This window comes from Streptococcus mitis (assembly GCF_946190115.1).
In the GTDB taxonomy this organism is placed as follows: domain Bacteria; phylum Bacillota; class Bacilli; order Lactobacillales; family Streptococcaceae; genus Streptococcus; species Streptococcus mitis_CO.
In genome coordinates this window covers 84332-110165 of the sequence record NZ_CAMHZG010000006.1, presented here as the reverse complement: position 1 = coordinate 110165, position 25834 = coordinate 84332, and the positions used below count along the sequence as shown (strand labels likewise).

24 protein-coding genes and 1 pseudogene are annotated in these 25834 nt (G+C 38.1%); 22 read left to right on the top strand and 3 right to left on the bottom strand.

What is annotated here, in order from left to right:
* Window positions 1-116 precede the first annotated feature (116 nt).
* Genes miaA through N8L90_RS04900 form a run of 5 tightly spaced genes read left to right on the top strand, consistent with a single transcriptional unit; the run spans window position 117 to window position 4568 of the window.
* Window positions 117-1001, top strand: coding sequence for a tRNA (adenosine(37)-N6)-dimethylallyltransferase MiaA (gene miaA, locus N8L90_RS04920; RefSeq protein ID WP_261024423.1), 885 nt, complete (start codon window positions 117-119; stop codon window positions 999-1001).
* Window positions 994-2232, top strand: coding sequence for a GTPase HflX (hflX, locus tag N8L90_RS04915; protein ID WP_261024421.1), 1239 nt, complete (start codon window positions 994-996; stop codon window positions 2230-2232). Before miaA ends, hflX begins: the two co-directional genes overlap by 8 nt.
* Complete coding sequence (locus tag N8L90_RS04910; RefSeq protein ID WP_261024419.1) at window positions 2225-2848, top strand: cystathionine beta-lyase; 624 nt, start codon at window positions 2225-2227, stop codon at window positions 2846-2848. Before hflX ends, N8L90_RS04910 begins: the two co-directional genes overlap by 8 nt.
* 14 nt (window positions 2849-2862) lie before the next feature.
* Window positions 2863-3792: a ribonuclease Z gene (gene rnz / locus N8L90_RS04905; RefSeq protein ID WP_261024416.1), complete on the top strand. Its 930-nt coding sequence runs from the start codon at window positions 2863-2865 to the stop codon at window positions 3790-3792.
* Between the two features lie 20 nt (window positions 3793-3812).
* On the top strand, window positions 3813-4568 hold the full coding sequence (locus N8L90_RS04900; RefSeq protein ID WP_000104115.1) for an SDR family NAD(P)-dependent oxidoreductase: 756 nt from the start codon (window positions 3813-3815) through the stop codon (window positions 4566-4568).
* Window positions 4569-4605: 37 nt separating this feature from the next.
* Here N8L90_RS04900 and N8L90_RS04895 read toward each other — a convergent pair whose 3' ends face one another.
* Window positions 4606-5511, bottom strand: coding sequence for a helix-turn-helix domain-containing protein (locus tag N8L90_RS04895; protein WP_000429573.1), 906 nt, complete (start codon window positions 5509-5511; stop codon window positions 4606-4608).
* A gap of 3351 nt (window positions 5512-8862) precedes the next feature.
* Between N8L90_RS04895 and N8L90_RS09565 the strand changes: the two are divergent.
* The 7 genes and pseudogenes from N8L90_RS09565 to N8L90_RS04860 form a co-directional block, all read left to right on the top strand.
* Window positions 8863-9363 (top strand): annotated as a pseudogene (locus tag N8L90_RS09565) (choline-binding protein A); the annotation flags it as partial.
* Between the two features lie 24 nt (window positions 9364-9387).
* Entirely contained in the window at window positions 9388-10362 is a 975-nt protein-coding gene (locus tag N8L90_RS04885) for a PspC-like choline-binding domain-containing protein (protein ID WP_000791275.1), read from the top strand.
* 16 nt (window positions 10363-10378) lie between these two features.
* Window positions 10379-10753 (top strand): hypothetical protein, encoded by a 375-nt coding sequence (locus N8L90_RS04880; RefSeq protein WP_000432464.1) that lies wholly within the window; start codon window positions 10379-10381, stop codon window positions 10751-10753.
* 73 nt (window positions 10754-10826) lie between these two features.
* Window positions 10827-11240, top strand: a complete 414-nt coding sequence (locus N8L90_RS04875; RefSeq protein WP_000669444.1) for a hypothetical protein — start codon at window positions 10827-10829, stop codon at window positions 11238-11240.
* Window positions 11241-11323: 83 nt separating this feature from the next.
* Window positions 11324-11647, top strand: a complete 324-nt coding sequence (locus tag N8L90_RS04870) for a hypothetical protein (protein WP_261024404.1) — start codon at window positions 11324-11326, stop codon at window positions 11645-11647.
* A gap of 60 nt (window positions 11648-11707) precedes the next feature.
* Window positions 11708-12394, top strand: a complete 687-nt coding sequence (locus N8L90_RS04865) for a hypothetical protein (protein ID WP_261024402.1) — start codon at window positions 11708-11710, stop codon at window positions 12392-12394.
* Window positions 12395-12426: 32 nt separating this feature from the next.
* Window positions 12427-13623, top strand: coding sequence for a hypothetical protein (locus N8L90_RS04860; protein ID WP_261024401.1), 1197 nt, complete (start codon window positions 12427-12429; stop codon window positions 13621-13623).
* A gap of 104 nt (window positions 13624-13727) precedes the next feature.
* Here the strand turns inward: N8L90_RS04860 and N8L90_RS04855 are convergent, their stop codons facing one another.
* Entirely contained in the window at window positions 13728-14636 is a 909-nt protein-coding gene (locus tag N8L90_RS04855; protein ID WP_125454748.1) for a LysR family transcriptional regulator, read from the bottom strand.
* A 760-nt stretch (window positions 14637-15396) separates the two neighbouring features.
* Between N8L90_RS04855 and N8L90_RS04840 the strand changes: the two genes are divergently transcribed.
* The 7 genes from N8L90_RS04840 (at window position 15397) to N8L90_RS04810 (ending at window position 21329) form a co-directional block, all read left to right on the top strand.
* Window positions 15397-15504, top strand: a complete 108-nt coding sequence (locus tag N8L90_RS04840) for a QVPTGV class sortase B protein-sorting domain-containing protein (RefSeq protein WP_004256158.1) — start codon at window positions 15397-15399, stop codon at window positions 15502-15504.
* A gap of 130 nt (window positions 15505-15634) precedes the next feature.
* Window positions 15635-16369 carry an ABC transporter ATP-binding protein gene (locus N8L90_RS04835; RefSeq protein ID WP_261024439.1) on the top strand — a complete coding sequence of 245 codons (735 nt, stop codon included), beginning with the start codon at window positions 15635-15637 and terminating at the stop codon, window positions 16367-16369.
* Between the two features lie 12 nt (window positions 16370-16381).
* A complete protein-coding gene (locus N8L90_RS04830; protein WP_261024398.1) occupies window positions 16382-18397 on the top strand; it encodes an FtsX-like permease family protein in 2016 nt (671 codons plus the stop codon).
* Window positions 18398-19323: 926 nt separating this feature from the next.
* Complete coding sequence (locus tag N8L90_RS04825; RefSeq protein ID WP_238096360.1) at window positions 19324-20052, top strand: sensor histidine kinase; 729 nt, start codon at window positions 19324-19326, stop codon at window positions 20050-20052.
* On the top strand, window positions 20033-20629 hold the full coding sequence (locus tag N8L90_RS04820) for a response regulator transcription factor (RefSeq protein ID WP_000698201.1): 597 nt from the start codon (window positions 20033-20035) through the stop codon (window positions 20627-20629). The genes N8L90_RS04825 and N8L90_RS04820 overlap by 20 nt, the downstream gene beginning before the upstream one ends.
* Before the next feature lie 47 nt (window positions 20630-20676).
* Complete coding sequence (locus N8L90_RS04815) at window positions 20677-20946, top strand: YqgQ family protein (protein ID WP_000051786.1); 270 nt, start codon at window positions 20677-20679, stop codon at window positions 20944-20946.
* Window positions 20946-21329 (top strand): rhodanese-like domain-containing protein, encoded by a 384-nt coding sequence (locus tag N8L90_RS04810; protein ID WP_000259257.1) that lies wholly within the window; start codon window positions 20946-20948, stop codon window positions 21327-21329. Before N8L90_RS04815 ends, N8L90_RS04810 begins: the two co-directional genes overlap by 1 nt.
* Before the next feature lie 27 nt (window positions 21330-21356).
* On the opposite strand, the gene N8L90_RS04805 is transcribed toward N8L90_RS04810, so the two are convergent.
* Window positions 21357-22088, bottom strand: coding sequence for a pseudouridine synthase (locus N8L90_RS04805; RefSeq protein WP_238096358.1), 732 nt, complete (start codon window positions 22086-22088; stop codon window positions 21357-21359).
* 161 nt (window positions 22089-22249) lie between these two features.
* Between N8L90_RS04805 and typA the strand changes: the two genes are divergently transcribed.
* From typA to murD, 3 genes are all read left to right on the top strand, one after another.
* Window positions 22250-24091, top strand: coding sequence for a translational GTPase TypA (gene typA / locus N8L90_RS04800; RefSeq protein ID WP_000164111.1), 1842 nt, complete (start codon window positions 22250-22252; stop codon window positions 24089-24091).
* 19 nt (window positions 24092-24110) lie between these two features.
* Window positions 24111-24365 carry a DUF3165 family protein gene (locus N8L90_RS04795; RefSeq protein ID WP_125852170.1) on the top strand — a complete coding sequence of 85 codons (255 nt, stop codon included), beginning with the start codon at window positions 24111-24113 and terminating at the stop codon, window positions 24363-24365.
* A 115-nt stretch (window positions 24366-24480) separates the two neighbouring features.
* The gene (gene murD, locus N8L90_RS04790) at window positions 24481-25833 is read left to right on the top strand and encodes a UDP-N-acetylmuramoyl-L-alanine--D-glutamate ligase (RefSeq protein ID WP_261024397.1); all 1353 of its coding nucleotides are present in this window, start codon (window positions 24481-24483) and stop codon (window positions 25831-25833) included.
* The last annotated feature ends 1 nt before the right edge of the window (window position 25834 follow it).

Genomic DNA, 25834 nt, shown 5'->3' with positions numbered 1-25834 from the left:
CTTCCTCCTTTATATTCTCAATCAGCCAGCCTCCTCAAGAGGTCACATTTTTCTGACTGACCTTTTTGTGTTATAATAATAGTAACGAAAAAATGGGAATTTTTCAAGGAAAAAAGATGAAAACAAAAATAATTGTGATTGTTGGACCGACTGCAGTTGGAAAGACAGCTCTTGCTATTGAAGTGGCCAAGCGCTTTGGTGGGGAAGTTGTGAGTGGCGATAGTCAGCAGGTTTACCGTGGTCTAGATATTGGGACGGCTAAAGCTAGTCCCGAGGAGCAGGCAGCTGTTCCCCATCATTTAATCGATGTTAGAGAGGTAACCGAGTCTTACTCGGCTTTTGATTTTGTTTCAGAAGCTAAGATGGCTATTGAGGATATTCACAGCCGTGGCAAGCTAGCTATTATTGCTGGGGGAACTGGGCTTTACATCCAGAGTTTACTTGAAGGATACCATCTAGGTGGGGAGACTCCCCATGAGGAGATTTTAGCTTATCGAGCTAGTTTGGAGCCTTATACAGATGAAGAATTAGCCCATCTTGTGAAGCAAGCAGGTCTTGAGATTCCTCAGTTTAATCGTCGTCGTGCTATGCGTGCCTTAGAAATTGCCCATTTTGGTCAGGATTTGGAAAATCAAGAGACCTTGTATGAACCGCTGATTATCTGCTTGGATGATGATCGTAGTCAGCTTTATGAACGTATCAACAACAGAGTGGACCTGATGTTTGAGGCTGGGCTTTTGGATGAGGCCAAGTGGCTTTTTGACCATTACCCTGATGTGCAGGCTGCCAAAGGAATTGGCTACAAGGAACTCTTTCCTTATTTCCGTGGAGAGCAGACCTTGGAGGAAGCTAGTGAGAGTCTCAAACAGGCGACCCGTCGTTTTGCTAAGCGTCAGCTGACCTGGTTCCGCAATCGCATGCAGGTGACCTTTTATCAGATAGGAGAATATGGTGTAAAAGACCATATTTTAAACCAGATTGAGGAGTTTTTAAATGATTGAAACGGAGAAAAAAGAGGAACGCGTCCTGCTCATCGGTGTGGAATTGCAGGGCATGGACAATTTTGACCTCTCTATGGAAGAATTGGCCAGTCTAGCCAAGACAGCTGGAGCAGTCGTTGTAGATAGCTATAGACAAAAACGTGAAAAGTATGACTCCAAGACCTTTGTCGGCTCTGGTAAGTTGGAAGAAATTGCCCTCATGGTGGATGCAGAAGAGATTACCACTGTCATTGTCAATAATCGTTTGACTCCACGGCAAAATGTCAATTTAGAAGAAGTTCTAGGTGTCAAGGTCATTGACCGTATGCAGTTGATTTTGGATATCTTTGCCATGAGGGCTCGAAGCCATGAAGGGAAACTCCAAGTGCATTTGGCTCAGCTCAAGTATCTCTTGCCTCGCTTGGTTGGTCAGGGGATTATGCTCAGCCGTCAGGCAGGGGGAATTGGTTCCCGTGGACCTGGTGAAAGCCAGCTGGAGCTGAATCGTCGTAGCGTTCGCAATCAAATCACGGATATCGAGCGCCAACTCAAGGTGGTTGAGAAAAATCGGGCGACTGTCAGAGAAAAACGTTTGGAGTCGAGTACCTTTAAGATTGGTTTGATTGGCTACACCAATGCTGGGAAATCAACCATCATGAACACCTTGACCAGCAAGACCCAGTATGAAGCAGACGAGCTGTTTGCGACCCTGGATGCGACAACCAAGAGTATCCATTTGGGGGGCAATCTCCAAGTGACTTTGACTGATACTGTTGGCTTTATCCAAGATTTACCGACAGAGTTGGTGTCCAGTTTCAAGTCAACCTTGGAAGAAAGCAAGCATGTGGATCTTCTGGTTCATGTCATCGATGCCAGCAATCCTTACCACGAGGAGCATGAAAAAACAGTCCTGTCCATCATGAAAGACTTGGAGATGGAAGATATTCCTCGTCTGACACTTTATAATAAAGGGGATTTGGTGGAGGATTTCACGCCTACCCAAACGCCTTATGCCCTCATTTCTGCCAAGTCTGAGGATAGTCGTGAGAATTTGCAGGCTTTGTTTTTAGAGAAAATCAAGGATATTTTTGAATCCTTTACTCTGCGTGTGCCTTTTTCAAAGTCCTACAAGATTCATGATTTAGAAAGTGTTGCGATTCTTGAAGAACGCGATTATCAGGAGGACGGCGAAGTGATTACAGGCTACATTTCCGAGAAAAATAAATGGAGGTTAGAAGAATTTTATGACTGATATTAAAACTTTGGCTCTAAAGTATGGAGGTTATACAAGCCTAGATAAGGTTTACTTAGATCAACTTCTAGCTGGTAAAACAAATCAAGAGCAGTTGGCACTGATCACTCCTCCACCTAGCGTGGTCAATGCTTACTTTGCAGAACTCTACCAGAAAAAAAGTCCTGAAGCAGCGACGGATTATTTTGCGGAACTCAGTCAGGAACTGAATCTTTACAATGTTGAACCAAGTTTCACCCTCGAAAACAAGCCTTTTATTCGACTTAATCTGTCTGGTAAATCCTTTGGTTTTTGTTATGAGAGTGAGGGTCTTGGTCGGATTTTCTCTGAGAATGAAGAGAAGATTTCAGATGACTTGCTCTTTGAAATTGCGCAAATTTTCCCCCATCAACTAGTCTTTGAAGAGTCTGGTAAGATTTACATGAAGGATGTTGGAGATGAGGAAGTTGTTAGTGTGGAAAGTCTCACAGCTTTGACTGATTTGGAAAGCTTGGCTGATGGTCGCAAACGTCTCAAAGGCTACAGCCAAGAGGAGTTATTACAGGAAGCTACTGCTTTTTCTGGCAAGCGCTATTTCCGATCGGAAAACCGCACAGCCATGTTATATATTGATTAATTAGAAAGTATCGAATGGATATTCAATTTTTAGGAACGGGGGCAGGTCAGCCCTCTAAAGCCCGCAATGTTTCAAGTCTCGCCCTGAAACTCTTGGACGAGATTAACGAAGTCTGGCTCTTTGACTGTGGAGAAGGAACGCAAAATCGCATTCTGGAAACCACAATTCGACCGCGTAAGGTCAGCAAAATCTTTATCACCCACCTACATGGAGACCACATCTTTGGATTACCGGGTTTCCTTTCTAGCCGTGCTTTTCAGGCCAATGAAGAGCAGACAGATTTGGAAATCTATGGACCTCAAGGAATCAAGTCCTTTGTCTTAACCAGCCTTCGTGTGTCAGGTTCGCGCCTGCCTTATCGTATTCATTTTCATGAGTTTGACCAAGATTCTTTAGGAAAAATCCTTGAGACCGATAAATTCACTGTGTATGCAGAGGAGTTGGACCACACTATTTTCTGTGTTGGTTATCGTGTCATGCAAAAGGACCTAGAAGGAACGCTGGATGCTGAAAAACTCAAGGTGGCAGGTGTCCCATTTGGCCCACTTTTTGGAAAAATCAAAAACGGTCAGGATGTTGTTCTTGAAGACGGTACTGAAATCAAGGCTGCTGACTATATCTCAGCTCCCCGTCCAGGTAAAATTATCACTATTTTAGGAGACACTCGAAAAACGGATGCCAGTGTGCGTCTGGCTGTCAATGCCGATGTCTTAGTCCACGAGTCGACTTATGGCAAGGGTGATGAAAAAATTGCTCGTAACCATGGCCACTCTACTAACATGCAAGCTGCACAAGTAGCGGTAGAAGCAGGAGCCAAACGCCTCTTGCTCAACCATATCAGTGCCCGTTTCCTCTCAAAAGATATCAGCAAGCTCAAAAAAGACGCTGCTAGTGTCTTTGAAAATGTCCATGTGGTCAAAGACTTGGAAGAAGTGGAAATCTAAAAGGTTGAGAAAGGATAAGTATGTCTACTATTCTCATTACCGGAGCTAGCGGTGGTCTAGCCCAAGAAATGGTCAAACTCTTGCAAAATGACCAACTCATCTTGCTTGGTCGAAATAAGGAAAAATTAGTCCAAATCTACAGAAATCATCCCTGTGCAGAATTGATTGAAATCGATATTACCGATGATTCAGCCTTAGAAACTCTGGTAACTGACCTCTATCTCCGCTATGGCAAGATTGATGTTTTAATAAACAACGCTGGTTACGGGATTTTTGAGGAATTTGACCAGATTTCTGACCAAGATATTCACCAGATGTTCGAGGTCAATACTTTTGCTCTGATGAATCTATCTCGTCGCCTTGCGGCTCGAATGAAGGAAAGTCGAAAAGGCCATATCATCAATATCGTCAGTATGGCAGGTCTAATAGCTACTGGCAAGTCCAGTCTCTACTCAGCGACCAAGTTTGCGGCCATTGGTTTTTCAAATGCTCTGCGCCTCGAACTTATGCCCTATGGAGTCTATGTGACAACGGTCAATCCAGGACCAATCCGAACAGGATTTTTTGACCAGGCCGATCCAGATGGAACCTATCTCAAGTCGGTTGACCGCTTCCTGCTAGAACCAGATGCAGTGGCTAGAAAGATTGTCAAGATTATAGGAAAAAATAAACGAGACCTCAATCTTCCTGTTTTATTGAACCTAGCCCATAAGTTTTATAGTCTCTTTCCCAAGCTAGCTGATAAGTTGGCAGGGGAAACTTTTAATTATAAATAAAAAAGTTGTTCCTAAAATGGAGCAACTTTTTTGATGATTAGAATAAATCAATTCCAGTCTTATTTAATGCATGGCAATGATAAGTGAAGGCGTTGATAAAATTAGAGTAGTATTGCTGATCAATAAATTTTGCGCTTTGAAGATAATTAAATAAATTTTTTGCTAAGGGAATAGCCTCAGGTTTATTCCATCTAAATTGATTGTAAACATGTTCAACTTCTAGGAACATGAGGGGAATAGCCAGGTAGCCTCGTTCGAAGGTCTGAAGTGATTTAATTTTTTTAATAATATCATCAGCCTTTTGATAGTAACCCAGTTCAGAGAAATATTTTACGGAGAAAGTGAGAGCATTTAAAATACGGATGTAGGTGTCAGTATTAGCACTTTCTTTGTACATAAGTAGTAATTGTTTGCTCATATGGTCAATAAGTTCCATAGGAGAATGATTGACGATGACGCGATAAATTTCAAGTTCGATACTATTAAAGACATCCGATTTCATTAAATGATTGATAATGTTTTGAATTCTGGCAACAGTTTCTGGACTCTTTGATATGGTTGGATAATGTCTTAATTTGATTGATTTAAAAATCATCTCTGCTTGAAGTGAATTGTCTTTTAGATAGACATCAAATAATTTTTCGTATTCTTCAATGTAAGTGAGAATATCTTCTTCATGGACCACATGCTTGCCAAATTCAATAGCAGGTAATTCTAAGCAGTCTCCACCTTTATTTGCATAGGCTAGAACAAAATCATTCCATTCCACTCCGATAACAATTAACAGTTTGGCAAAGTTTTCAAGTGAAATTCCTTTGTCTCCTTTTTCAAATTGACTTAGGAACTGTGGTGATACGATATCTGAGGCGGCTTCCTTTAGGCTGAGTCCTCGTGCTTCGCGCAGATACTTAAATGTAGCTCCAAATGGGTATAGATTTTCCATAAATAATCTCCTTACATACTTCTAAAACTATTATACAAAAATTTAGAGAAAAAATAGAGAAAAGAAAACTATAGTTACAAAATATTAGAATTCTATGCTATTTTTGGATTTTTTAAATAACATTGAAACTATAGTTTAAATGCCGAAAAATTTAAATATCTATTATGGTATGATAAGGGAAAGAATGGAAAATAAAGTAAGCTTGTTATACTAGTATAACAAGGATTGACTTACCACTCAATCCTATTCTATCAGTCATTAAAGGAGAAAATGATGAAGAAACTGAAAACCCTCACAACTTCAACAGCTATTGCGCTTGCGTCTGTTGGTGTGCCTGCATTTGCTCAAGAAGCAACTACTACAACAGCAGTTGATGCAACTGCTGTAAACGAACCAGCTCTTGTTTCAAAAGCTGTAGCTGATGCAAAACCAGAAGTGAAGAAATCTTCTGATGTCAAGCCTGCTCTTGATGCTCAAGCGTCTACTGTTAAGCAAGTTGAAGCTGAAAGTGAAACAGCAAAAGCTGAAGCTACTTCTGCTAATCAAGCTGTTACAACTACTGAAACTGCTTTGACAAGCGCTAAAGAGGACTTGAAGTCTGCGGAAGCTGTTAAAGCCAATGCTACAGAAGAAAATATCACAGCTACAAAAGCTAAACAAGATGCCAATGTAAAAGCTCAAGAAGCTAATCAAAAAGCAACTGAAGCGTCTACTGAAGCGATTAAAGCACAAACTGAGACTGTAGCAACTGAAACAGCTAACGTTGCCAGCGCAACAAGTAAGAAAGCTGAAGCGGATAAAACAGTAACCGCTAAAGAAGCGAATGTAAAATCAGCTGAAGACGCGCTAAATGGTTCAGGACTTGGTGAAGCAAAAGCCTCACTTGCCCAAGCAGAAAAAGATATTGAACAAGCAAATGCGAATATTTCAAGCGCAACAAAAGCTGTCGAAACCGCTAAGAAAGCAGATAGCAACCGCGCAGAAGCCATCAAACAAGCTACAAACAATGTGAATGTCAAAAATGACGCCTTGAAACTAGCTAAAGAAATGATGGACGCCGACCAAAATAAAGTTGAATCCATCCAAACAAAAGCAGATTCCCTTAAACATGAAGTCGACCTAGCTGAAAATTCTGTTGATACTGATGATAGTAAATTATCTTTAGAAGAAAAATATGCAATGACTCTATTATCAGAAATAAATGATGAAACAGGAAAACTTTACTTTAAAGAACAGACTTCTACACTTTCCACGCATATGAAAAAGTTTGCGGAACTAGTTCAAAATAATAAATATCAAGAAGCACAAACATATGCTAGTTTAAATTTGCTTAATCAAATGTATCAGTTATACAAAGATGAAAAATCACAAAATTTAGTTAGAAAACTAGTTGGTGATGAGATTTTTAATAGAAACTATACTATAACTGATGGAAAATTAATCTTATCTAAGGAAGATTATAAGGCATTAAATATCGTATTTTCATCAAAGTTGAATGCTTTTAGAAAATTATTAGGTGTTAAACCTATTAATCAAATTACAGAAGCAAATATTGAATCAGGTTTTAAAGCTATGGATATTTGGAATCGTTATGTTAATAGCGATGAAAATAAAAATAAAGCAATTTCTGAGATACCAGACCATATATTAGGGACAAACGAAGAGCTTCAACAAACAGGAGCTTTTGCAGAGAATACTCGTAAATTTACATCGTTATCAAAGTCAAGTTATTCGTTTAATGACCTGAGCAATAACTTTACAGATAGCATGTTATCATTTGCATTTCTTGATGCACACTCTAGTTTTGGTCATTATAAAAATTTATTTAATAGTCCAAATGTTTTAATGGGAATTTATCAAAATAATAAAGGAGGAGCATTTTTCACTCACTCATTCCATAATGCATTAAAAGATAAAATAATTTATAGTCAAAATGCGAAAAGCATGTTTGAAACTGTACATAGTAGTTTAGAAGATATGCGTAATAGTATAAAAAAAGCAAAAGAATATTTGTATAATGATTTAAACTATGCATATCTTCTGCAAGAATATGATAATTTTTTCATTGATTCTCAAAATGAGTATATTAGAACGAAAAAAGTAGATCCTGAAAAACAGAATAAACTAAACGCTATGGATGCTGAAATTAAAAAGTATGAAGAGATACATAATGTACCTTTAGCTAAATTTGTATTTGACAATGGCTCAAATTCAGCAACTATGGTGATAAGTCATCCTCACTTAAAAACTTTACCTGTTATTTCACCCAATCAATCATCAAGTCCATATACCAAATATGAATATTTAAAAAAAGATACTAATGGAACAGTTACATTGGCTGATGGTATTAGTACGGATAAATATAAAGCAATCATCAATAATGCTATCAACAAAGCTATTGATGATGATAAAAAAGTACGAAATATTACTCAACGGCTTATGTATTTTGAAACAATTCAATATGTAAATAATGTCTCTCGACCTTTTATTGACAAAATTTATAGAATTGAAGAATATTTAAATAAAAATCTCAAAAAAGTAAAAGATGAACTTGCTAAAATTCAAACTGCGCTTGCAAATGCTAAAGCAGAATTGGCAATAGCTTCAAGCAAATATGCTTCTGCACTTGAAGCTAAAACAGAAGCTGAAAAAGAATTGGCAAGCAAAACAGCTAGTCCACTTCAAACAGAAGTTGCTGAAAAGCACTTGCAATTGGCAAACCTTGCTTTGAAAAATGCACAAGAACGTAAAGCAACTGCTGAAACAGCTGTTGAAAACTTCTCAAGAAGCCAAGCAGAAAAAGAAACTGCTCTTGAAACAGCTAAAGCTGAACTAGCTACAGCCAAAACTGCTCAAAAAGATGCTGAAACTGCTCTTACAACTGCGCAAGCAAAATTGCAAGCAGAAGAAAACAAGTTGACTGCTCTTCAAGCTGAACAAGCAAAACTCCATGAAGAAAAAGACAAATTGGTGTCAGATGCGAAAGCAATTGCAACTGAATTGAGTGCTTATCTAAATGCAGACAAAAATCTTGCAGATGCGCAAGCAAAAGTAGCTGATTTAGAAGCAAAACTAACTCAAGAAAAATCTGCTGCAAAATTGGCACAAGACAAATTGGATGCAGTTACAGCTAAATTGAAAGCTGAACAAGCTAAACTAGCTGAAATCCAAGAAGAGTTTGATAAGTTGGTTAAGGCTGAAAGCAAGGATGACTACAATTTATCAGATTGGTATCTGGAGTATCTTGCAGGGAAACAAGCGAAGAAGAAAACAGATACAGAACTCAAGAAAGTAGAAGACTCACAAGCTGGTAACTGGATTGAATCATCTGGTCGTTGGTGGTACAAACATGCTGATGGTTCATATACAACCAACGGTTGGGAACAAATAAAGGATAAATGGTACTACTTTGATCACGCAGGTTGGATGAAAACTGGCTGGGTCAAAACTGGTAGCTCATGGTATTACTTGAACAACTCAGGTTCAATGGCTACAGGATGGGTAAAAGATAATGGTACATGGTATTACCTTAACAAGTCAGGTTTAATGGCTACAGGATGGGTAAAAGATAACGGTACATGGTATTACTTGAACAAGTCAGGATCAATAGCTACAGGTTGGATAAAAGATAACGGTACATGGTATTACTTGAATAACTCAGGCTCAATGGCTACAGGATGGGTAAAAGATAATGGTTCATGGTACTATCTTGACAAGTCAGGTGCTATGACAACAGGATGGTTTAAAGTTTCTGGTAAATGGTACTACGCCTATAGTTCAGGAGCTTTAGCAGTAAACACCACTACACCAGATGGCTATACAGTCAATACCAACGGTGAGTGGGTAGGATAAGGATGAGAAAAGGAATTTGAAATCATGAAAAATAAAAAAATATTAGTTAGTTCTTTATTAGCAGGTTCGTTGTTATCAGTGGGTCTTATGACTTCTAAACCAATGGAGGTTCATGCTTTAACAGATATGAGTGTCAAGGATACTCAAAATCCCTTGAAAATCACCTTAATACCGACAGCGGGAGGTTCTACATCAGCTACTCTTTTAGTTGACCTACAAAGAAGTTCCAACGTTAATGATAGTACTTCTCTCTATTTTGATATAGTTAATGAGAGTACTGGAACTTTGACTGAATCGCATTATTTTGGTAAATTTGATGGCAAGAATAGATTACAGTCGGGTATTAATTTACTTCTAGTAGAGGATGGCAATTATTATTTAGATATATATAGTGTAGATGATTTTGGAAAACGTTATTTTGGACGTTCAGAAATTTTTAGAATATCAGATAAGGAATACTATCCTATTAAGAAAGTAGAAGCACCCAAAGCTACTGAAGCTCCAAAACAAACCACTAGCTCTAACTCAGGTCAGACTGGTTGGTCAGGTTCTTCTTACTATAAAGCTGGTGTTAAAGTAGTCAATCAATGGATTTTTGATGTTCAGTACAATTCTTACTTCTACCTAAATGCTTCAGGTAACTTTGTTCAAAATGCTTGGTCAGGAAGTTATTACCTCAAATCAGGTGGCTACATGGCTAAGAGCGAGTGGATTTATGACAATAACTATAAATCATACTATTACTTGACAGCAGAGGGTAGCTATGCACGTAATACCTGGGCTGGAAGTTACTACCTTAAATCAGATGGTAAAATGGCCAAGAGTGAGTGGATTTATGATAGTAGCTACCAATCTTACTATTACCTAACGTCAGAAGGAAGCTATGCTCGTAACCAATGGGTAGGTGACTACTACCTCAAATCGAATGGTAAGATGGCAGTCAACGAACGTACCCCAGATGGCTACAAAGTAGATGGCTCAGGTAAGTGGGTAAAATAAGGAATTAGAGTTCAATATGGAAAATGTAATTGGTAAATTAAAAAGCTTATTTGAAACCAAACGTAAGGAGAGCATTGCAGGTTTAGTTGTAATTGCACTAGTGTTAATTTTTGGAATAAAGAAATTAACGACTGATCCCTTAGATGGAACTTATGAAATTTTAACAAAACGTGATCATTTAGTCATGGTGATTAAAGGAAATGCTGGGACCGTCACCTCTGAGGATTCAGACGGAGACAAAGAACAAAGACTAGTGAAAATTGATAAACAAAAGAAAGAATTGACAATCACAGACACTAAAGGAAGAAATTTAGGAAAAACAAAATATATGTTAAAAGATAAGGAACTTTATCTTCAAGAGCCAGATCAAACCTTTAACCGAGTAAAATAGACTACACATTAAAAGCTTACCTCAGTACCCTAAAAGTTACTGGGGTAAGAAATTGTATATAGGGAGAATATGAATGAAATTTAAAAAATTAATAACTATAGCTAGTTTAGTAGGATTGATTACTTTCTTATTGCCAGTTGTTTCATCGGGTAATCAGTTTATACCTCCATTAAGTGAACATGTTTCAGAATATTTAGATGCACCATTATGGTATTTATTTTTGATTTGGTATGGTGCATTTGTGATTACTTTTTTATTGTCTTTAGTAATTGGAAAAGGAAGGGTGCTTCAAATTATTACATCTATTATAGTTATTCTAGTAAGTTTATTTGGAATTTTTGTTCATTTTTCAATAACAAAAGAATTGGTTGGAAGATCGGATTTAGGTTTTGGAGCGATTCTATATTATGTCTGTGTTTTGATAAATATTTTTGCAGCAATAATGGTCATAAAAGGTGATAAGACTACTAGTAAACAGATTCATTAAATAACTTTCTTTCAGTAGTAGTTGGGATGAATGTGATAGTAATGGCAGGTTTTTAGTAAAATAGAAAAAAGATGGAGAATGAAGTGGAAGAAAAATCAGTATTATTAGAAAATTTATATAATCTACATAGAGGTATAGATTATATTTATCAAAAGCAAAACTATAAGATGAAGTTAGAAAATGATAGAAGGAAAGCTAAGCAAATACAAGCTCAATTACAAAATTTATTAGAAAGTAATTCATCTAACAAAATAGAGAAAATGATGAGGCAATCATTTTATGTAGTTCTGTTTGGTGCTTTGGGAAATCTAGCTAAATTTCTACTAATGTTTTGGTTTGGTGACGGTAATCTTCTTGAACTTGTTATGTATTTGGCAGCAACAGCAATTTTAATTTTTTATCTTTAAAAAAAGATACGTCGAAAAACAGAAAAATGGTTAAATATATGGACAGGGATTATTTTAGTCATGTTATTAGCTGCACCTCTTAGGATAATATTTTTTGCAATAATAGGGTTAATAAGTTTTAACTTATTTGAAGGTATATTTTTTTCAATTATAGCCTTAGGAATGCTTTATTTAACTTCTATTTTAGGTAAAATTTGGTATCCTAAATGGGTTGATTTCATTAATACGCTAATTGATGATGATAATAAACAACTCATTAAAAATTCAGGCATGAGACAGTCTGATTATGATAGACAGATTAGACATGAACAAGAAATTAAGCAAGAGCAACAGCAGTGTGAAATAGAGATGCAAGAAGCTGCAGGAGCTCTAGTGGCTTTTGGTAGTGGATGGTATCCCAAAGATTACTATTTCATAGAAGCTATAGAATTTTTTATCGGAGCTTTAGAAAATTTCAAAGCTGATAATATGAAGGAACTTGTAAATTTATATGATGAAACAAAATATAAAGAATTACAGTTGAACTATCAGAAAGAAATGCTACAGTTACAAAGGGAACAATATATTGATACTAAGAAAATGCTTCAAGCATTAAGATACAACAATTATGTTCAAACTTTACAATTACAGCAGTTAGACGGAATCCGTAGAAATACAGAAGAAGCAGTTGATTATTTGAGAAATTTACGTGTTCAAGAAAATCATTATCACACACATAATCATTATCATCAAAATAATATTTATTAATTTATATAGGTGAAATTAAAATTAGAAATAATATGAAGAAAATTATAAAAATAATTACCTGTTTGGGTTTGTTTTACAGCTTATTTTCACTTGTGAATTCAGCCCAAGCTGACAGTACTGACTACAACCAACTATTTCCACAAATTACTGAGAAGTGGGAGAGCAAACAGCTATTTGAAAATAATGCTAATAGACTTGGTTACGCTTTGATGGATATTGATAAAAATGGGACGGATGAGTTATTAATCGGTCTAACCAATGGTGAAAAATGGGAACTGTTTGAAGTATATTATATGAATGGTAATACTCCAACTCCCTTATTTGATAGATTTTGGGATACAAGCCTTAGAATGGGGACAGTTATTAATACCTATACAGACGGCAGTATTATAGTGTTCGAGAGTTCTCCAGGGATTATGTCATATAGATTGTTCCAACTTTCTAAAGAAAATAAGGAGCCAACGTTAATTAAAAAAGGTGAATTTAGAGCAGGAGAAGGTGACTTAGATGACTTAAACCTTGACTCTAAAACAAAGATAGATACCTCAACTATTGAATATACTTCTCTAAATCTCCCAATCATTGGAGATAATATGGATCCTAATCCTCCCATGCCCAAGTCCCTTGTCGATGCCAAAATTGGAGATGAAATTCCTTTGCCATCTGAGTTAGTAGGTATTTGGATTAATAAAGAGCCAAATAATGGTACTAAACCTGGTAGAGCTTCATCACTTATTTTAGGAGATGATGGTAGCTATACTGGAACTTTTAAAGATGGAGATATTAGAGGGAAATTATCCTGTCTTAAAAAAGTGAGTGAGAACGGATTTATTGTCTTAAAAGATAATCAGGAGGATCAAGAGTTTGCTTTTAGTGTCGGTTTAGGTGGAGGTTTGCCTTCTGGTCATAGACTCGAACATGGTATGGTACTAGAAGGGCGAACTTTATATAATGTATTGTGGGTAGTAAAAGAAGGGGAGGAAGACTATTCTAAACCTTCCAAGCTAGTAACTTTTGTAAATCCAACTTATGGTCCTAAGAAAATTGAGAAAAAAGCAGAACAAGAAGTAGCGAAACAAGGCGACACAGTGGCAGAATCAATTCAAGACAGTAGTGAGAAGACACAGCCAGAGCAAACGTTATTTGAAAATATTCCAGTATTTGGACTGGTTGTGGGAGCTGGACTTGTCCTCGTTTTAATACTCTCTATATTTTGGTTTAAAAAATAAGATTTTATAAAATTCTTTTGATTTACTATTAGAGAAAAAACCTCAAGAACTAGGGTTGAAAGCTAGTTCTTGAGGTTTTTAAGTTATTCGATTTAGAGTGATTCTCAACTATCAAACTGGACTTCTTCTAGTAGATAGTCGATAAAGCGTTCGCCCATCTTAGACAGGCTGGTTTTTTCATGCTGGATATAGACCAGTTCAATTGGGTCATCAATATCCAGTGGGATAGAAACGATATTGTCTCCGTTGAGGTTGCTGTTTAAAATTCCTGTCGCAATGGTATAACCGTCCAAACCAATCAAGAGATTAAAGAGGGTAGCACGGTCGCTGACTACGATGGATTTCTTGTGGTGTTCTTGGGAAAGAATCTCTTCTGAAAAGTAGAAGGAGTTGTGCGTCCCTTGGTCATAGCTGAGATAAGGGAAGTTTTCCAAGTCTTCTAGTTTGACCTTGTCTTTTTTTGCCAGAGGATTGGTCTTGCTGACAAAGATATGCGGTTGCGCTGTGAAGAGATGGTGAGCCAGTAGGTGATTGTCATCCAGCATCTTAGTTAAAACATCACGGTTGTAGCTGTTTAAAAATAGGACACCGACCTCACTACGGAAGTTCTTGACATCGTCGATAATTTCCCAAGTCCGAGTTTCACGAAGGAAGAGCTCGTATTTCTCCATATCGCTTTTCTTGAGCAAAGAGACAAAGGCATTGACCACAAAGGCATAGTGTTGAGACGAAACGCTAAAGAGTTCGCGGTGGGCGACAGGATTTTTATAACGTTCCTCCAGAAGCTGGGTCTGCTCGACAACCTGACGGGCATAAGAGAGAAACTCCATCCCATCACGGGTCAAGGTGATACCCTTAGGATTGCGGATAAAGATTTCAATCCCCATTTCATTTTCCAAATCTCTCACAGCATTGGAAAGACTGGGTTGGGTGATAAAGAGTTGCTTGGCTGCCTCATTCATGGAGCCAGTTTCGACGATTTTGATAATATAATGTAATTGTTGAATTCTCATGTTTTTATTGTACCACACTTGCGTCAGAATCGCCAAAGAAGATAGGAAAATCAGGGGCATTGTGTGAGTCTCTGTAAAGTAGTTAAGAAGAAACTTCTAAATCTTTTAGTAAATAAGTTAAAAAAGTAGCTGAGCAAGGTATTGTTTAGCTGTTTTTTAATTGGGCACTATAAAAATTTTCTTCGAAAATAAGAAATTTGCACGATTTACTCATTATTTATCCAGTACTAGATTTTATACTAGTTATTGTAAAGATGATCATCCAAAAGAAGGAAGGAGGCAACTTTATGGCTAAAAATACAAATCGTTCAGAGATTGATTCTCTAAGTTTTGAGGTTGAAAAGCAAGAACTTTCCAGTAAATTAGAAGCTAGTGGTACACAGCTTTTAAAATGACACTAGCAGGTCTCTGTGGATTGTATTTCACCTATTCCTATGAGTGTACGAGAAATAATGTTCGTTGTTAGATAAAACAAAAGGAGAATTCTAGTGTTTTATTACAAAATATTGACAACATTTTGATTTGGTGTTATATTTACGGGGAGAAATACAAATAGAACAAGACAACTTTGAGATTGATTCTTTGGATTGTGGAAATTAATAGCCAAGAATTGGATGGAAAATCTGCTGCTGGGTTAGGGTACGGCTGTTAGATTAACAGCACAGGGGCGCTGTGCTTGGTGGTTTGCATATTCTTATGAATGTATTTCGTCAAACGTGCGCTGTGAATAAAACTCTCTATTTTTTGACAGGAGGATAAAATGGAAGGAATTATTGGAACACTAGAATTCTATGCACCTGTACTGGTCTTAGGAGTTGTTGTCATAGGGATTGTTTACTTTATGAAAAAAAGAAACGATCGCAAATAATCAACATCGACCGATACCTGAAAAAGGCATCGGTTTTTTATTACTTGAATATATTGCACAAAATACTCATGCCAAACATTGAAAGGAACCGTATAATAAGAGAGTAATAAAGAAACGGAGGAATGAAATGATGAAACAGCTTATTGTAACAGGATTAACGAAAACATTTGGTCAAGGGGATAATATCGTTCGTGCTTTATTAGATGTGAACTTGTCCGTTGAAAAAGGTGAATTTCTGGCAATTATGGGTGCCAGTGGTAGTGGAAAAACAACACTCCTCAACTGTATTTCAACGATTGATAAACCAACGTCAGGTGAGATTCGATTTGAAGATTTTGACATCATCCATGCCAAGGAAAATGAACTAGCTGACTATCGTGCTAAAAACATTTCCTATATTTTCCAAGCCTACAACTTGGTGGAAACCTTGACGGTCTATGAAAATATTGTTCTACCTCTTCAAATTCAGGGGAAAAATATCAAAAAACATCAGGATAAGATTGAGGAAATTTTGGATAAGTTGGCCATCCAAAACTTAAAAGATAAGTTTCCTAATCAGTTATCAGGTGGTCAGCGACAACGCGTGGCAACTGCTAGAGCCTTGATTGATGATTCTAAACTGATTATCGCAGATGAGCCGACAGGAGCCTTGGACTCTGCCAATTCTGAAAAACTGATGGCACTTTTGCAGGAAATCAATAAAAGTTTTGGTATTACCATTTTACTGGTTACGCATGACCCTGCCGCAGCCAAGTACTCTTCACGGATGGTGCTACTTAGAGATGGAAAGATTATGGATGATTTGGAACGTCACAGCCTATCTAATGAACAGTATTTGCAAGAGATTTACAGTCGTACCAGATAGGAGGGTGAGAGTATGTATCCAAAATTGATTTTACGAAATGTATTTCGAAATTTACAGACTTATACCATCTATTTTTTCAGTCTGACATTGATTTATAGCTTGCTCTACGCTTTTAATGCTTTACCAAGCCATCCAGTGATGCAAAGTTTATCAGGGGCAAAGGAAATGTTGACGACGGTGATGAGCCAGTACATGGGCTTGCTTTCCTATCTGATTCTATCGGCGATTGCCTTTCTCATCGTTTACGCCACAAATTTTGTGCTGGGACGGCGCAAGAAAGAGCTGGGACTTTATGCAACGCTGGGAATGAAGAAGAAGCAGATTATCCGTACCCTGTTCTTTGAAACCATGCTGGTCAATATCTTTTCCTTGATTCTAGGTTTCTTGCTTGGATTGATCTTACTGGTCATTCTAGCTAAGATTGCATCTGAGTTTTTTATGGCCAATTACTTTGGTAGTCTGCTGTTCTTTGATAGCAAGTCTGTCATCTTACTAGTTTATTCCTATTTTGTAACCAGTTTTATTGTTGGTGTCATGGACATTCTTACCTTTAGAAAGCAAAATATCATTGCACTTATTCAAGAGAATGGGGTCAAGAAATCTGTCTTGGCAAAAGGCAAGCCAGTTCTTCAAGCACTTCTCTTTATTCTTTCGACAGCTGTTATCGGTTTTGGTGCTCTCTATTTTTCAGACTATCACCATCTATCATTCTTGAAAAGCTGGGGTATCTTGCTGGTATCTGTCTTCGTGATTTTTGTGATTTTGTTTTACAATACTTTAAGCCATTTTGTCTTGATTTCCCTTAGAAAACTGCCTCAAACCTACTATAACAAACTAAACACTTTTAAAATCCGTCAATTTTCAAAACAAGCTGATAGTAATTCGGTCACGTTGGCTGTCTTATCCTTGACCTTGACACTGGCTCTCAGCTTACTCGTTTTTAGTGGTAGTGCCTATACGACTATGAACCGAGAGCTGAACAAATACTCACCTTATGATGTAACTGTCAATCTCTACCGTGGTAAAGAGTTTCAATTTTCTCAGGAATCTGTCAAAGACAGATTGAAAGCCGATGGCTTTGACTTTAATTTCATCAAAGAAGAGTACAGCTATCCTAGCTATTCTAGTGATGTAATCTATAAAGATTTGATTGATACCAGCAATCTCTGGGAGCATGATAAGAAACTTCCTGAATCAAAAGTACCGATTTTAGGAATTTCTGCCTACAATCATCTCCGCAAACTGCAAGGGGAAAAAGCGGTTGACTTGGCAGATAACCAATTTCTGGTCAATGCCAACTATAAAGGAACTGCCAAGCAGATCCAGGACTTTCTATCAACGACCAAAACCCTCATGATTAACGGTCATTCTCTCAACCTTGCCTCTTCAAAGCCACTTGAAACAGTTTACTTTTTATCTTCAGTAGGTCTAAATGACGCAGGAACCTTGATTGTACCAGATAAGGTAGTAGTTGGATTGACGGAAGACCACACGACCTATGTTGCCAATTTCAAAGAAAACATTGACAAACGGGAAGTAGAAACATTCTTGAGTCAGTGGATTGAAAAATACTACTTCACTCGTGATGGAGCAGAGTTGAATTCGTTCACCTATCAAACGAAAGGAAGTATTTTTGAGGTTTACCTTGGATTTATGGGCGTCATTGTCTTTGTCATGATTTTTGTCAGTGTTATTTTTATCATTATTTCCCTCAGTATCTTGTCACTTCAAACTTCTACAAGTTCTTTGGATAGTGTCAATGATTATCAAATCTTATACCTTCTTGGTAATAAGAGAAAGCAAAATCGCTCTATTCTTTTGCAACAGATTCTAAGTTATTTCTTGGTTCCGCTGGTCATCGCAGGTCCGCTAGCATTTGCCTTGAGTACCGCTCTTTTGGGCTATTTTGAGAATTTCGCTAATACCAGCATTTCTATAGATATCACCTATCTGGGAGTAGCGGTCTTACTATTTGTCCTTTACCTGCTAGTGACTTACAGAGTAAGTTGGGAAATTATTGAAAATTAAGTCAAATACCAGAGTTGCCTATCCGACAATTCTGGTATTGTGTTATAATGATATTAAAGTAGTTCAGGAAGTGGATACATATGAAACAGTTTGTCAAATCGCTCTCGAAAAACTCACTTTTATTGTGGTGGTTGACGATTTTTAATCATCTAGCTTTAATGATTTATATTTATTATAGGATTCCTCTGGACTTTTCGACAGATTTTTCCTTGCAGATGGTTTTATTGCTGATTATTGCTTTAATTGCATTTAGTTATATTTGTAATATTGTGACCTTTCGGTACAGTGAGTTGAAACTTTGGTTGCTTCTGATGATGTTTCTTATTAGCTGGCAATCCATATTTAATCAAGGAGTTGCGAGCACCCTGTTGCACTTCTTTGATATTCTTCATCCGCTCAACTCTTTTTTATTGGTGTATAGTTCTCTGTCTATTATCTTTCTGGGTGAGAAAATAGGAGAAGAACTGTTGAGTGTGTCCTTTGTGTTGACACTAATCACCATTAGTTCGTATCTGTTAAGTCCTTCAATTTTTCTATTTCTGTCCTTGTTTGCGTCTTTCTTTTTAAACCTTGTTCCCTTGATTTTACTGATTTTATATCATAAAGAGTTGAAAAGTAAACTCAAGTATCAGAGACGAAATTTGTGGATATTAGCTTTAATATTGCCTCTTTCTTATTTCTTTTTGTATATCAATACGACGGGCTCAGGAGTGATGAACCTAGTCTGGTATCTAGAAATTCTTGGTATCTTAGCTTTTTTACACTTCAAAACGATTGTCAGCTCTCTTCAAAAAAGGGTATCAGAGTTGAAATTGTCCTATATAAAAGCTTTTTCACGCTTGTTTTTACTGGTTATGTTTTTGTTAGTAGGCATTTTCATCATCTTTCGTCTAGATTTAAACACGAGCTTTTTGGTCTTGAATATCATGTTACTATTGTTCGGGATTTGTTCGGAAGAATTGATTCGTCTCTTTCGTTCTGCTGAGATGCTAGATGCTAGGGATTATGTAAAAGTTCTCTTTTTAAAGCGTAATCGTATGGTGAAAAGTCTGCTGGCAAATGAAGACACAGAACAACAGTTCTCCGAATTTCTTCACAATGAAATCCTGCAAAATGTGATGGCAATAAAAAATTTCAATAAATATAGTAGCAATCAAGCTTTTGGTGAACAGATCAATCTGGTGACAGAGGAGTTGGTTCAGCGGATTCGTGAGCGGATGGATTATTATCAGCCAATGGTAGAAACAGACGAGCAGTTAGACATCCAGTATCAAGGGCTGATTAATCGGATTGTCAAGCGCTATCACGCAGAAAATGAAGTCGTCACACAGTTTCCTGCCCACTTTAGGCTTTTATCTCCTTACGATAAAATTGCCTATCGTCTGGTTGAGGAGTTGGCGACCAATGCTGTTAAGTACGCTAGTGGTGGAACAATTTCTTTGAAGATTGATGTGCATGATGACGCTATTTTTATCATTTCTGAAAATGACTGCCTTCAAACAAAAAAATCCTTAGGTTATGGCTTGAAAAATATGTCTAATAAAATTAGTGTTTTAGGTGGTCAGATGCAGATTTTTGAAAATAATAAGAGATTTCGTGTAGAAATTACTCTCCCGATTGATAAGGAGTTGTGTTATGAAAATTTTGTTAATTGATGATCATAGATTATTTAGCCAAAGTATCAAGATGATTTTAGAATTATCGGAAAACATTAAAAAGGTCCAGTTAGTGGATAATTTTTCGACTATTTCGGAGATTTCTTTTAATGATTACGACATTATTTTGATTGACATCAACCTGACGAGTCTGTATCAAGATGATGGGCTGACCTTGGCACAAGAGATTATCGACAATGGTTGTTCTAGTAAGGTTGTTATTTTGACGGGATACAGCAAAAAGATGTATGAACACCGAGCTAAAGCTATGGGAGCTTATGGATTTCTGGACAAAAGTATGAACCCAGATGAGTTGGTGAAAAAATTGGAAAAGATTTATCTAGGTGGTAAGGTCTTTTCAGATGAAGTGATGGTAGAGGTGCTAACACCACGAGAAATCGAGATACTAGAACTGGTTAGAAATGGCTTGACCATTGATGATGTCTGTGACAAGGTCTATGTGAGTAAACGTACAGTTTCCAATCACTTGGCCAATATCTTTTCAAAATTGGGAGTGACTAACAGGCAGGAGGCGATTCATATCGCTGAGCAGTTGGGCTATTTTCCACCAGATTAAAAAGTTGCAGAAGATGCAGCTTTTTTAATTTCTCTGATACTTCTTGTGTGAGTCTCTTCTTGAAAAAAACACAAAATTTTGCTAGAATGAGTCTTATGAAAACATTCTACGATGTGCAGCAGTTCCTCAAACAATTTGGTATTATTGTTTACATGGGAAAACGCTTATACGATATTGAACTGATGAAGCTCGAACTCTCACGGATCTATGATGCAGGTTTAATGGACAAATTAGACTATCTAGAGGCAGAAGCGGTTCTTCGCAGAGAGCACAAGGTAGAATTGGATTATATTGAGAAAAATGGAGAAAAGAACTAATGGTTACTTGGATTTTGTGGGCACTTATACTAGCAATGTTGGCGTGGATGGGTTTTAACTATCTTCGTATTCGCCGTGCGGCTAAAATTGTAGACAATGAGGAGTTTGAAGCCTTGATTCGTACAGGTCAATTGATTGATTTGCGCGACCCAGCTGAATTTCACAGAAAACATATCCTTGGTGCACGCAATATTCCTTCAAGTCAGTTGAAGACTAGTCTTGCAGCCCTTCGTAAAGATAAACCTGTCCTTCTTTACGAAAACCAACGTGCGCAACGTGTCACAAATGCAGCCCTTTACTTGAAAAAACAAGGTTTTTCTGAGATTTATATCCTTTCTTATGGTTTGGATTCTTGGAAAGGGAAAGTCAAAGTTGAGAAATAAGAAAACGAGCTTGGATATTTTCCGAGCTCATTTTTTAACCACTTTTCTGAGAAAGTCACGAATGTTTGCTAATTCTTCCGAGTTTAGGGGGCGATAATCTCCTTCTTTTAGATTCTCATCCAAACTCCAAGGTCCAAAATGGGTGCGTTTGAGAGAGGTCACCTTAACGCCAACCGAGAGGAACATTTTCTTGACTTGATGAAATTTTCCTTCTGAAATGGTGATAGAGGCTTGACTGTGGGAAGGACTTGCAGATAGAATTTCTATCCTTGCAGGTTTACAGACAGTACCATCTAAAAAGATAATTCCTTTTTGAAAGGCTTGAATATGGTCAGGTGTCAGGAGTCCATTAACCTCAACTTGATAAGTCTTATCGACATGATACTGAGGATGAAGGAGTTGAAAACCCAAAGGGCCGTTATCGGTCACGAGGAGGAGACCAGTCGTATCTCGGTCCAGTCTACCGACAGCATAGAGCTGGTCAGACGGGATGTCAGGTGGCAGGAGGTCCATGACAGTTTGAAGTTCCTTGTCTTTGTTGGCTGTCACGACACCAGCAGGTTTATGAAGCATAAGGTAGGTGTGCTCATAACCTTGAATGATTTGGCCCTGAAAAAGGAGTTCTTGTAGACCTGTATCGATATTTTGGGCTAGGGAGCGGGCTGGGCAACCATCGACTAGAATTTCCCCTTTAAGTAAGGCTTGTTTCATGGCCTTTCGGCTGATTTTTTCTTGGGCTAATAAATTATCTAAACGCATACTGTGCCTATCTTATCATAAGTTGTATACTTTGAAAAGGCTTGACGTGAAAAGAAAAGCAGAGTGAAAACATTTACACTTGCTTGAGTTATGTTATTTACTTGAAAATATGGTATAATCGTTCAGTTAGAAAATAAATTTTGAATATTATAGAGGAAATCATGACAAAATTAAGAGAAGATATCCGTAACATTGCGATTATCGCCCACGTTGACCACGGTAAAACAACCCTCGTTGACGAATTATTGAAACAATCAGAAACGCTTGATGCACGTACTGAATTGGCTGAGCGTGCTATGGACTCGAATGATATCGAGAAAGAGCGTGGAATTACCATCCTTGCTAAAAATACAGCCGTTGCCTACAACGGAACTCGTATCAACATCATGGACACCCCAGGACACGCGGACTTCGGTGGAGAAGTTGAGCGTATCATGAAAATGGTTGACGGTGTTGTCTTGGTCGTAGATGCCTACGAAGGAACCATGCCACAAACTCGTTTCGTATTGAAAAAAGCTTTGGAACAAGACCTTGTCCCAATCGTGGTTGTTAATAAAATCGATAAGCCATCAGCTCGTCCAGCGGAAGTAGTGGATGAAGTATTGGAACTTTTCATCGAGCTTGGTGCAGATGATGACCAGCTTGATTTCCCAGTAGTGTATGCTTCAGCGATCAACGGAACTTCTTCATTGTCAGATGACCCAGCTGACCAAGAAGCTACTATGGCACCAATCTTTGACACGATTATTGACCATATCCCAGCTCCAGTAGATAACTCAGATGAGCCTTTGCAGTTCCAAGTATCACTTTTGGACTACAATGACTTCGTTGGTCGTATCGGTATCGGTCGTGTCTTCCGTGGTACTGTTAAAGTTGGGGACCAAGTTACCCTTTCTAAACTTGATGGTACAACTAAAAACTTCCGTGTTACAAAACTCTTTGGTTTCTTTGGTTTGGAACGTCGTGAAATTCAAGAAGCCAAAGCAGGTGACTTGATTGCCGTTTCAGGTATGGAAGATATCTTTGTCGGCGAAACTATTACTCCGACAGACGCAGTTGAAGCTCTTCCAATCCTACACATCGATGAGCCAACTCTTCAAATGACTTTCTTGGTCAACAACTCACCATTTGCTGGTAAAGAAGGTAAATGGGTGACTTCTCGTAAGGTGGAAGAACGTTTGCAGGCAGAATTGCAAACAGACGTTTCCCTTCGTGTTGACCCAACTGATTCACCAGATAAATGGACTGTTTCAGGACGTGGAGAATTGCACTTGTCAATCCTTATCGAAACAATGCGTCGTGAGGGCTATGAACTTCAAGTATCTCGTCCAGAAGTTATCGTAAAAGAAATCGATGGTGTTAAATGTGAACCATTTGAACGTGTTCAAATCGACACTCCAGAAGAATACCAAGGATCTGTTATCCAAAGCCTTTCTGAACGTAAGGGTGAAATGTTGGATATGATTTCAACTGGTAATGGTCAAACTCGTTTGGTCTTCCTTGTTCCAGCGCGTGGTTTAATCGGATACTCAACTGAGTTCTTGTCAATGACTCGTGGTTACGGTATCATGAACCATACCTTTGACCAATACTTGCCATTGATTCCAGGGGAAATTGGTGGTCGTCACCGTGGTGCCCTTGTTTCTATCGATGCTGGTAAGGCTACAACTTACTCAATCATGTCTATCGAAGAACGTGGTACGATCTTTGTCAACCCAGGTACTGAGGTTTATGAAGGAATGATCATCGGTGAAAATTCTCGTGAAAACGACTTGACAGTTAACATCACTAAGGCGAAACAAATGACCAACGTTCGTTCAGCTACTAAGGACCAAACAGCTGTTATCAAGACTCCTCGTATCTTGACACTTGAAGAGTCTCTTGAGTTCTTGAACGACGATGAGTACATGGAAGTAACGCCTGAGTCTATCCGTTTGCGTAAACAAATCCTTAACAAAGCAGAGCGTGAGAAAGCTAACAAGAAGAAAAAATCAGCTGAATAAGAGCTAGAAAGAGATAAAGATGGTTTATTTAATCATAGGACTCCTCTTATTACTACTCTATGTATTTGCGACACCACAAAGCATTAAAGGGACAGTCAATATCGTCCTTGTCGTCTTTGCTTTTGTAGCACTCTTGATTTTGCTGATGCTGTCTGTTCTGCAAATCTTTCAGCTACCGACAGAATTCTTTATCGCAATCGCCATGCTCTTCCTAGCATACTTTAGCTTGCGAGATATTACCCTCATGTCGGTCCATAAAAGTAAAAAAAGATAAAGAAGAGAGTTTCGGCTCTCTTTTTGCTTGTTAGAATGCTGAATATGAGCATTTTCGTTTAGAATTATTTCCATAAAAATGGTAAAATAGTAAGAGTAGAAATGGAGTTCGAGACATGAAAGTAATAGATCAGTTTAAAAATAAGAAAGTCCTTGTTTTAGGTTTGGCCAAGTCTGGTGAATCTGCAGCTCGTTTGTTGGATAAACTAGGTGCTATTGTGACAGTAAATGACGGGAAACCATTCGAGGACAATCCAGCTGCGCAAAGTTTGTTGGAAGAAGGGATCAAGGTTATCACAGGTGGTCATCCTTTGGAACTCTTGGATGAAGACTTTGCCCTCATGGTGAAAAATCCAGGTATACCTTACAGCAATCCCATGATTGAAAAGGCTTTCGCAAAGGGTATTCCAGTCTTGACTGAGGTGGAATTGGCTTATTTGATTTCAGAAGCGCCCATTATCGGTATCACAGGTTCAAATGGAAAAACAACCACAACGACTATGATTGGGGAAGTTTTGACTGCTGCTGGCCAACATGGTCTCTTATCAGGGAATATCGGCTATCCAGCCAGTCAAGTGGCTCAAACTGCGACAGATAAGGACACGCTTGTCATGGAACTTTCTTCTTTCCAACTGATGGGCGTCCAAGAATTCCATCCTGAGATTGCAGTTATTACCAACCTCATGCCAACTCATATCGATTATCATGGTTCTTTTGAGGAATATGTAGCAGCCAAGTGGAATATCCAGAACAAGATGACAGCGGCTGATTTCCTTGTCTTGAACTTTAACCAAGACTTGGCAAAAGAATTGGCCACTAAAACACAAGCTACAGTTGTACCATTCTCAACACAGGAAAAGGTTGATGGAGCTTATCTGGAAGATGGTCAACTCTACTTCCGTGGAGAAGTGGTCATGGCAGCTAGCGAAATCGGAGTTCCAGGTAGCCACAATGTGGAAAATGCCCTTGCGACGATTGCTGTAGCCAAGCTTCGTGGTGTGGATAACCAAACCATCAAAGAAACTCTTTCAGCATTTGGTGGTGTCAAACACCGTCTCCAATTTGTGGATGAAATCAAAGGGATCAAATTCTATAACGATAGCAAGTCAACCAATATCTTGGCTACTCAAAAAGCCTTGTCAGGATTTGACAACAGCAAGGTCATTTTGATTGCAGGTGGTTTGGACCGTGGTAATGAGTTTGACGAACTGGTTCCAGATATTACTGGACTCAAGAAGATGGTCATTCTCGGTCAGTCTGCAGAACGTGTCAAACGGGCAGCAGATAAGGCTGGTGTGGCATATGTGGATGCGACTGATATTGCAGATGCGACCCGCAAGGCCTATGAACTTGCGACTCAAGGAGACGTAGTTCTTCTCAGTCCTGCCAATGCTAGCTGGGATATGTATGCTAACTTTGAAGTACGTGGCGACCTCTTTATCGACACAGTAGCGGAGTTAAAGGAATAAT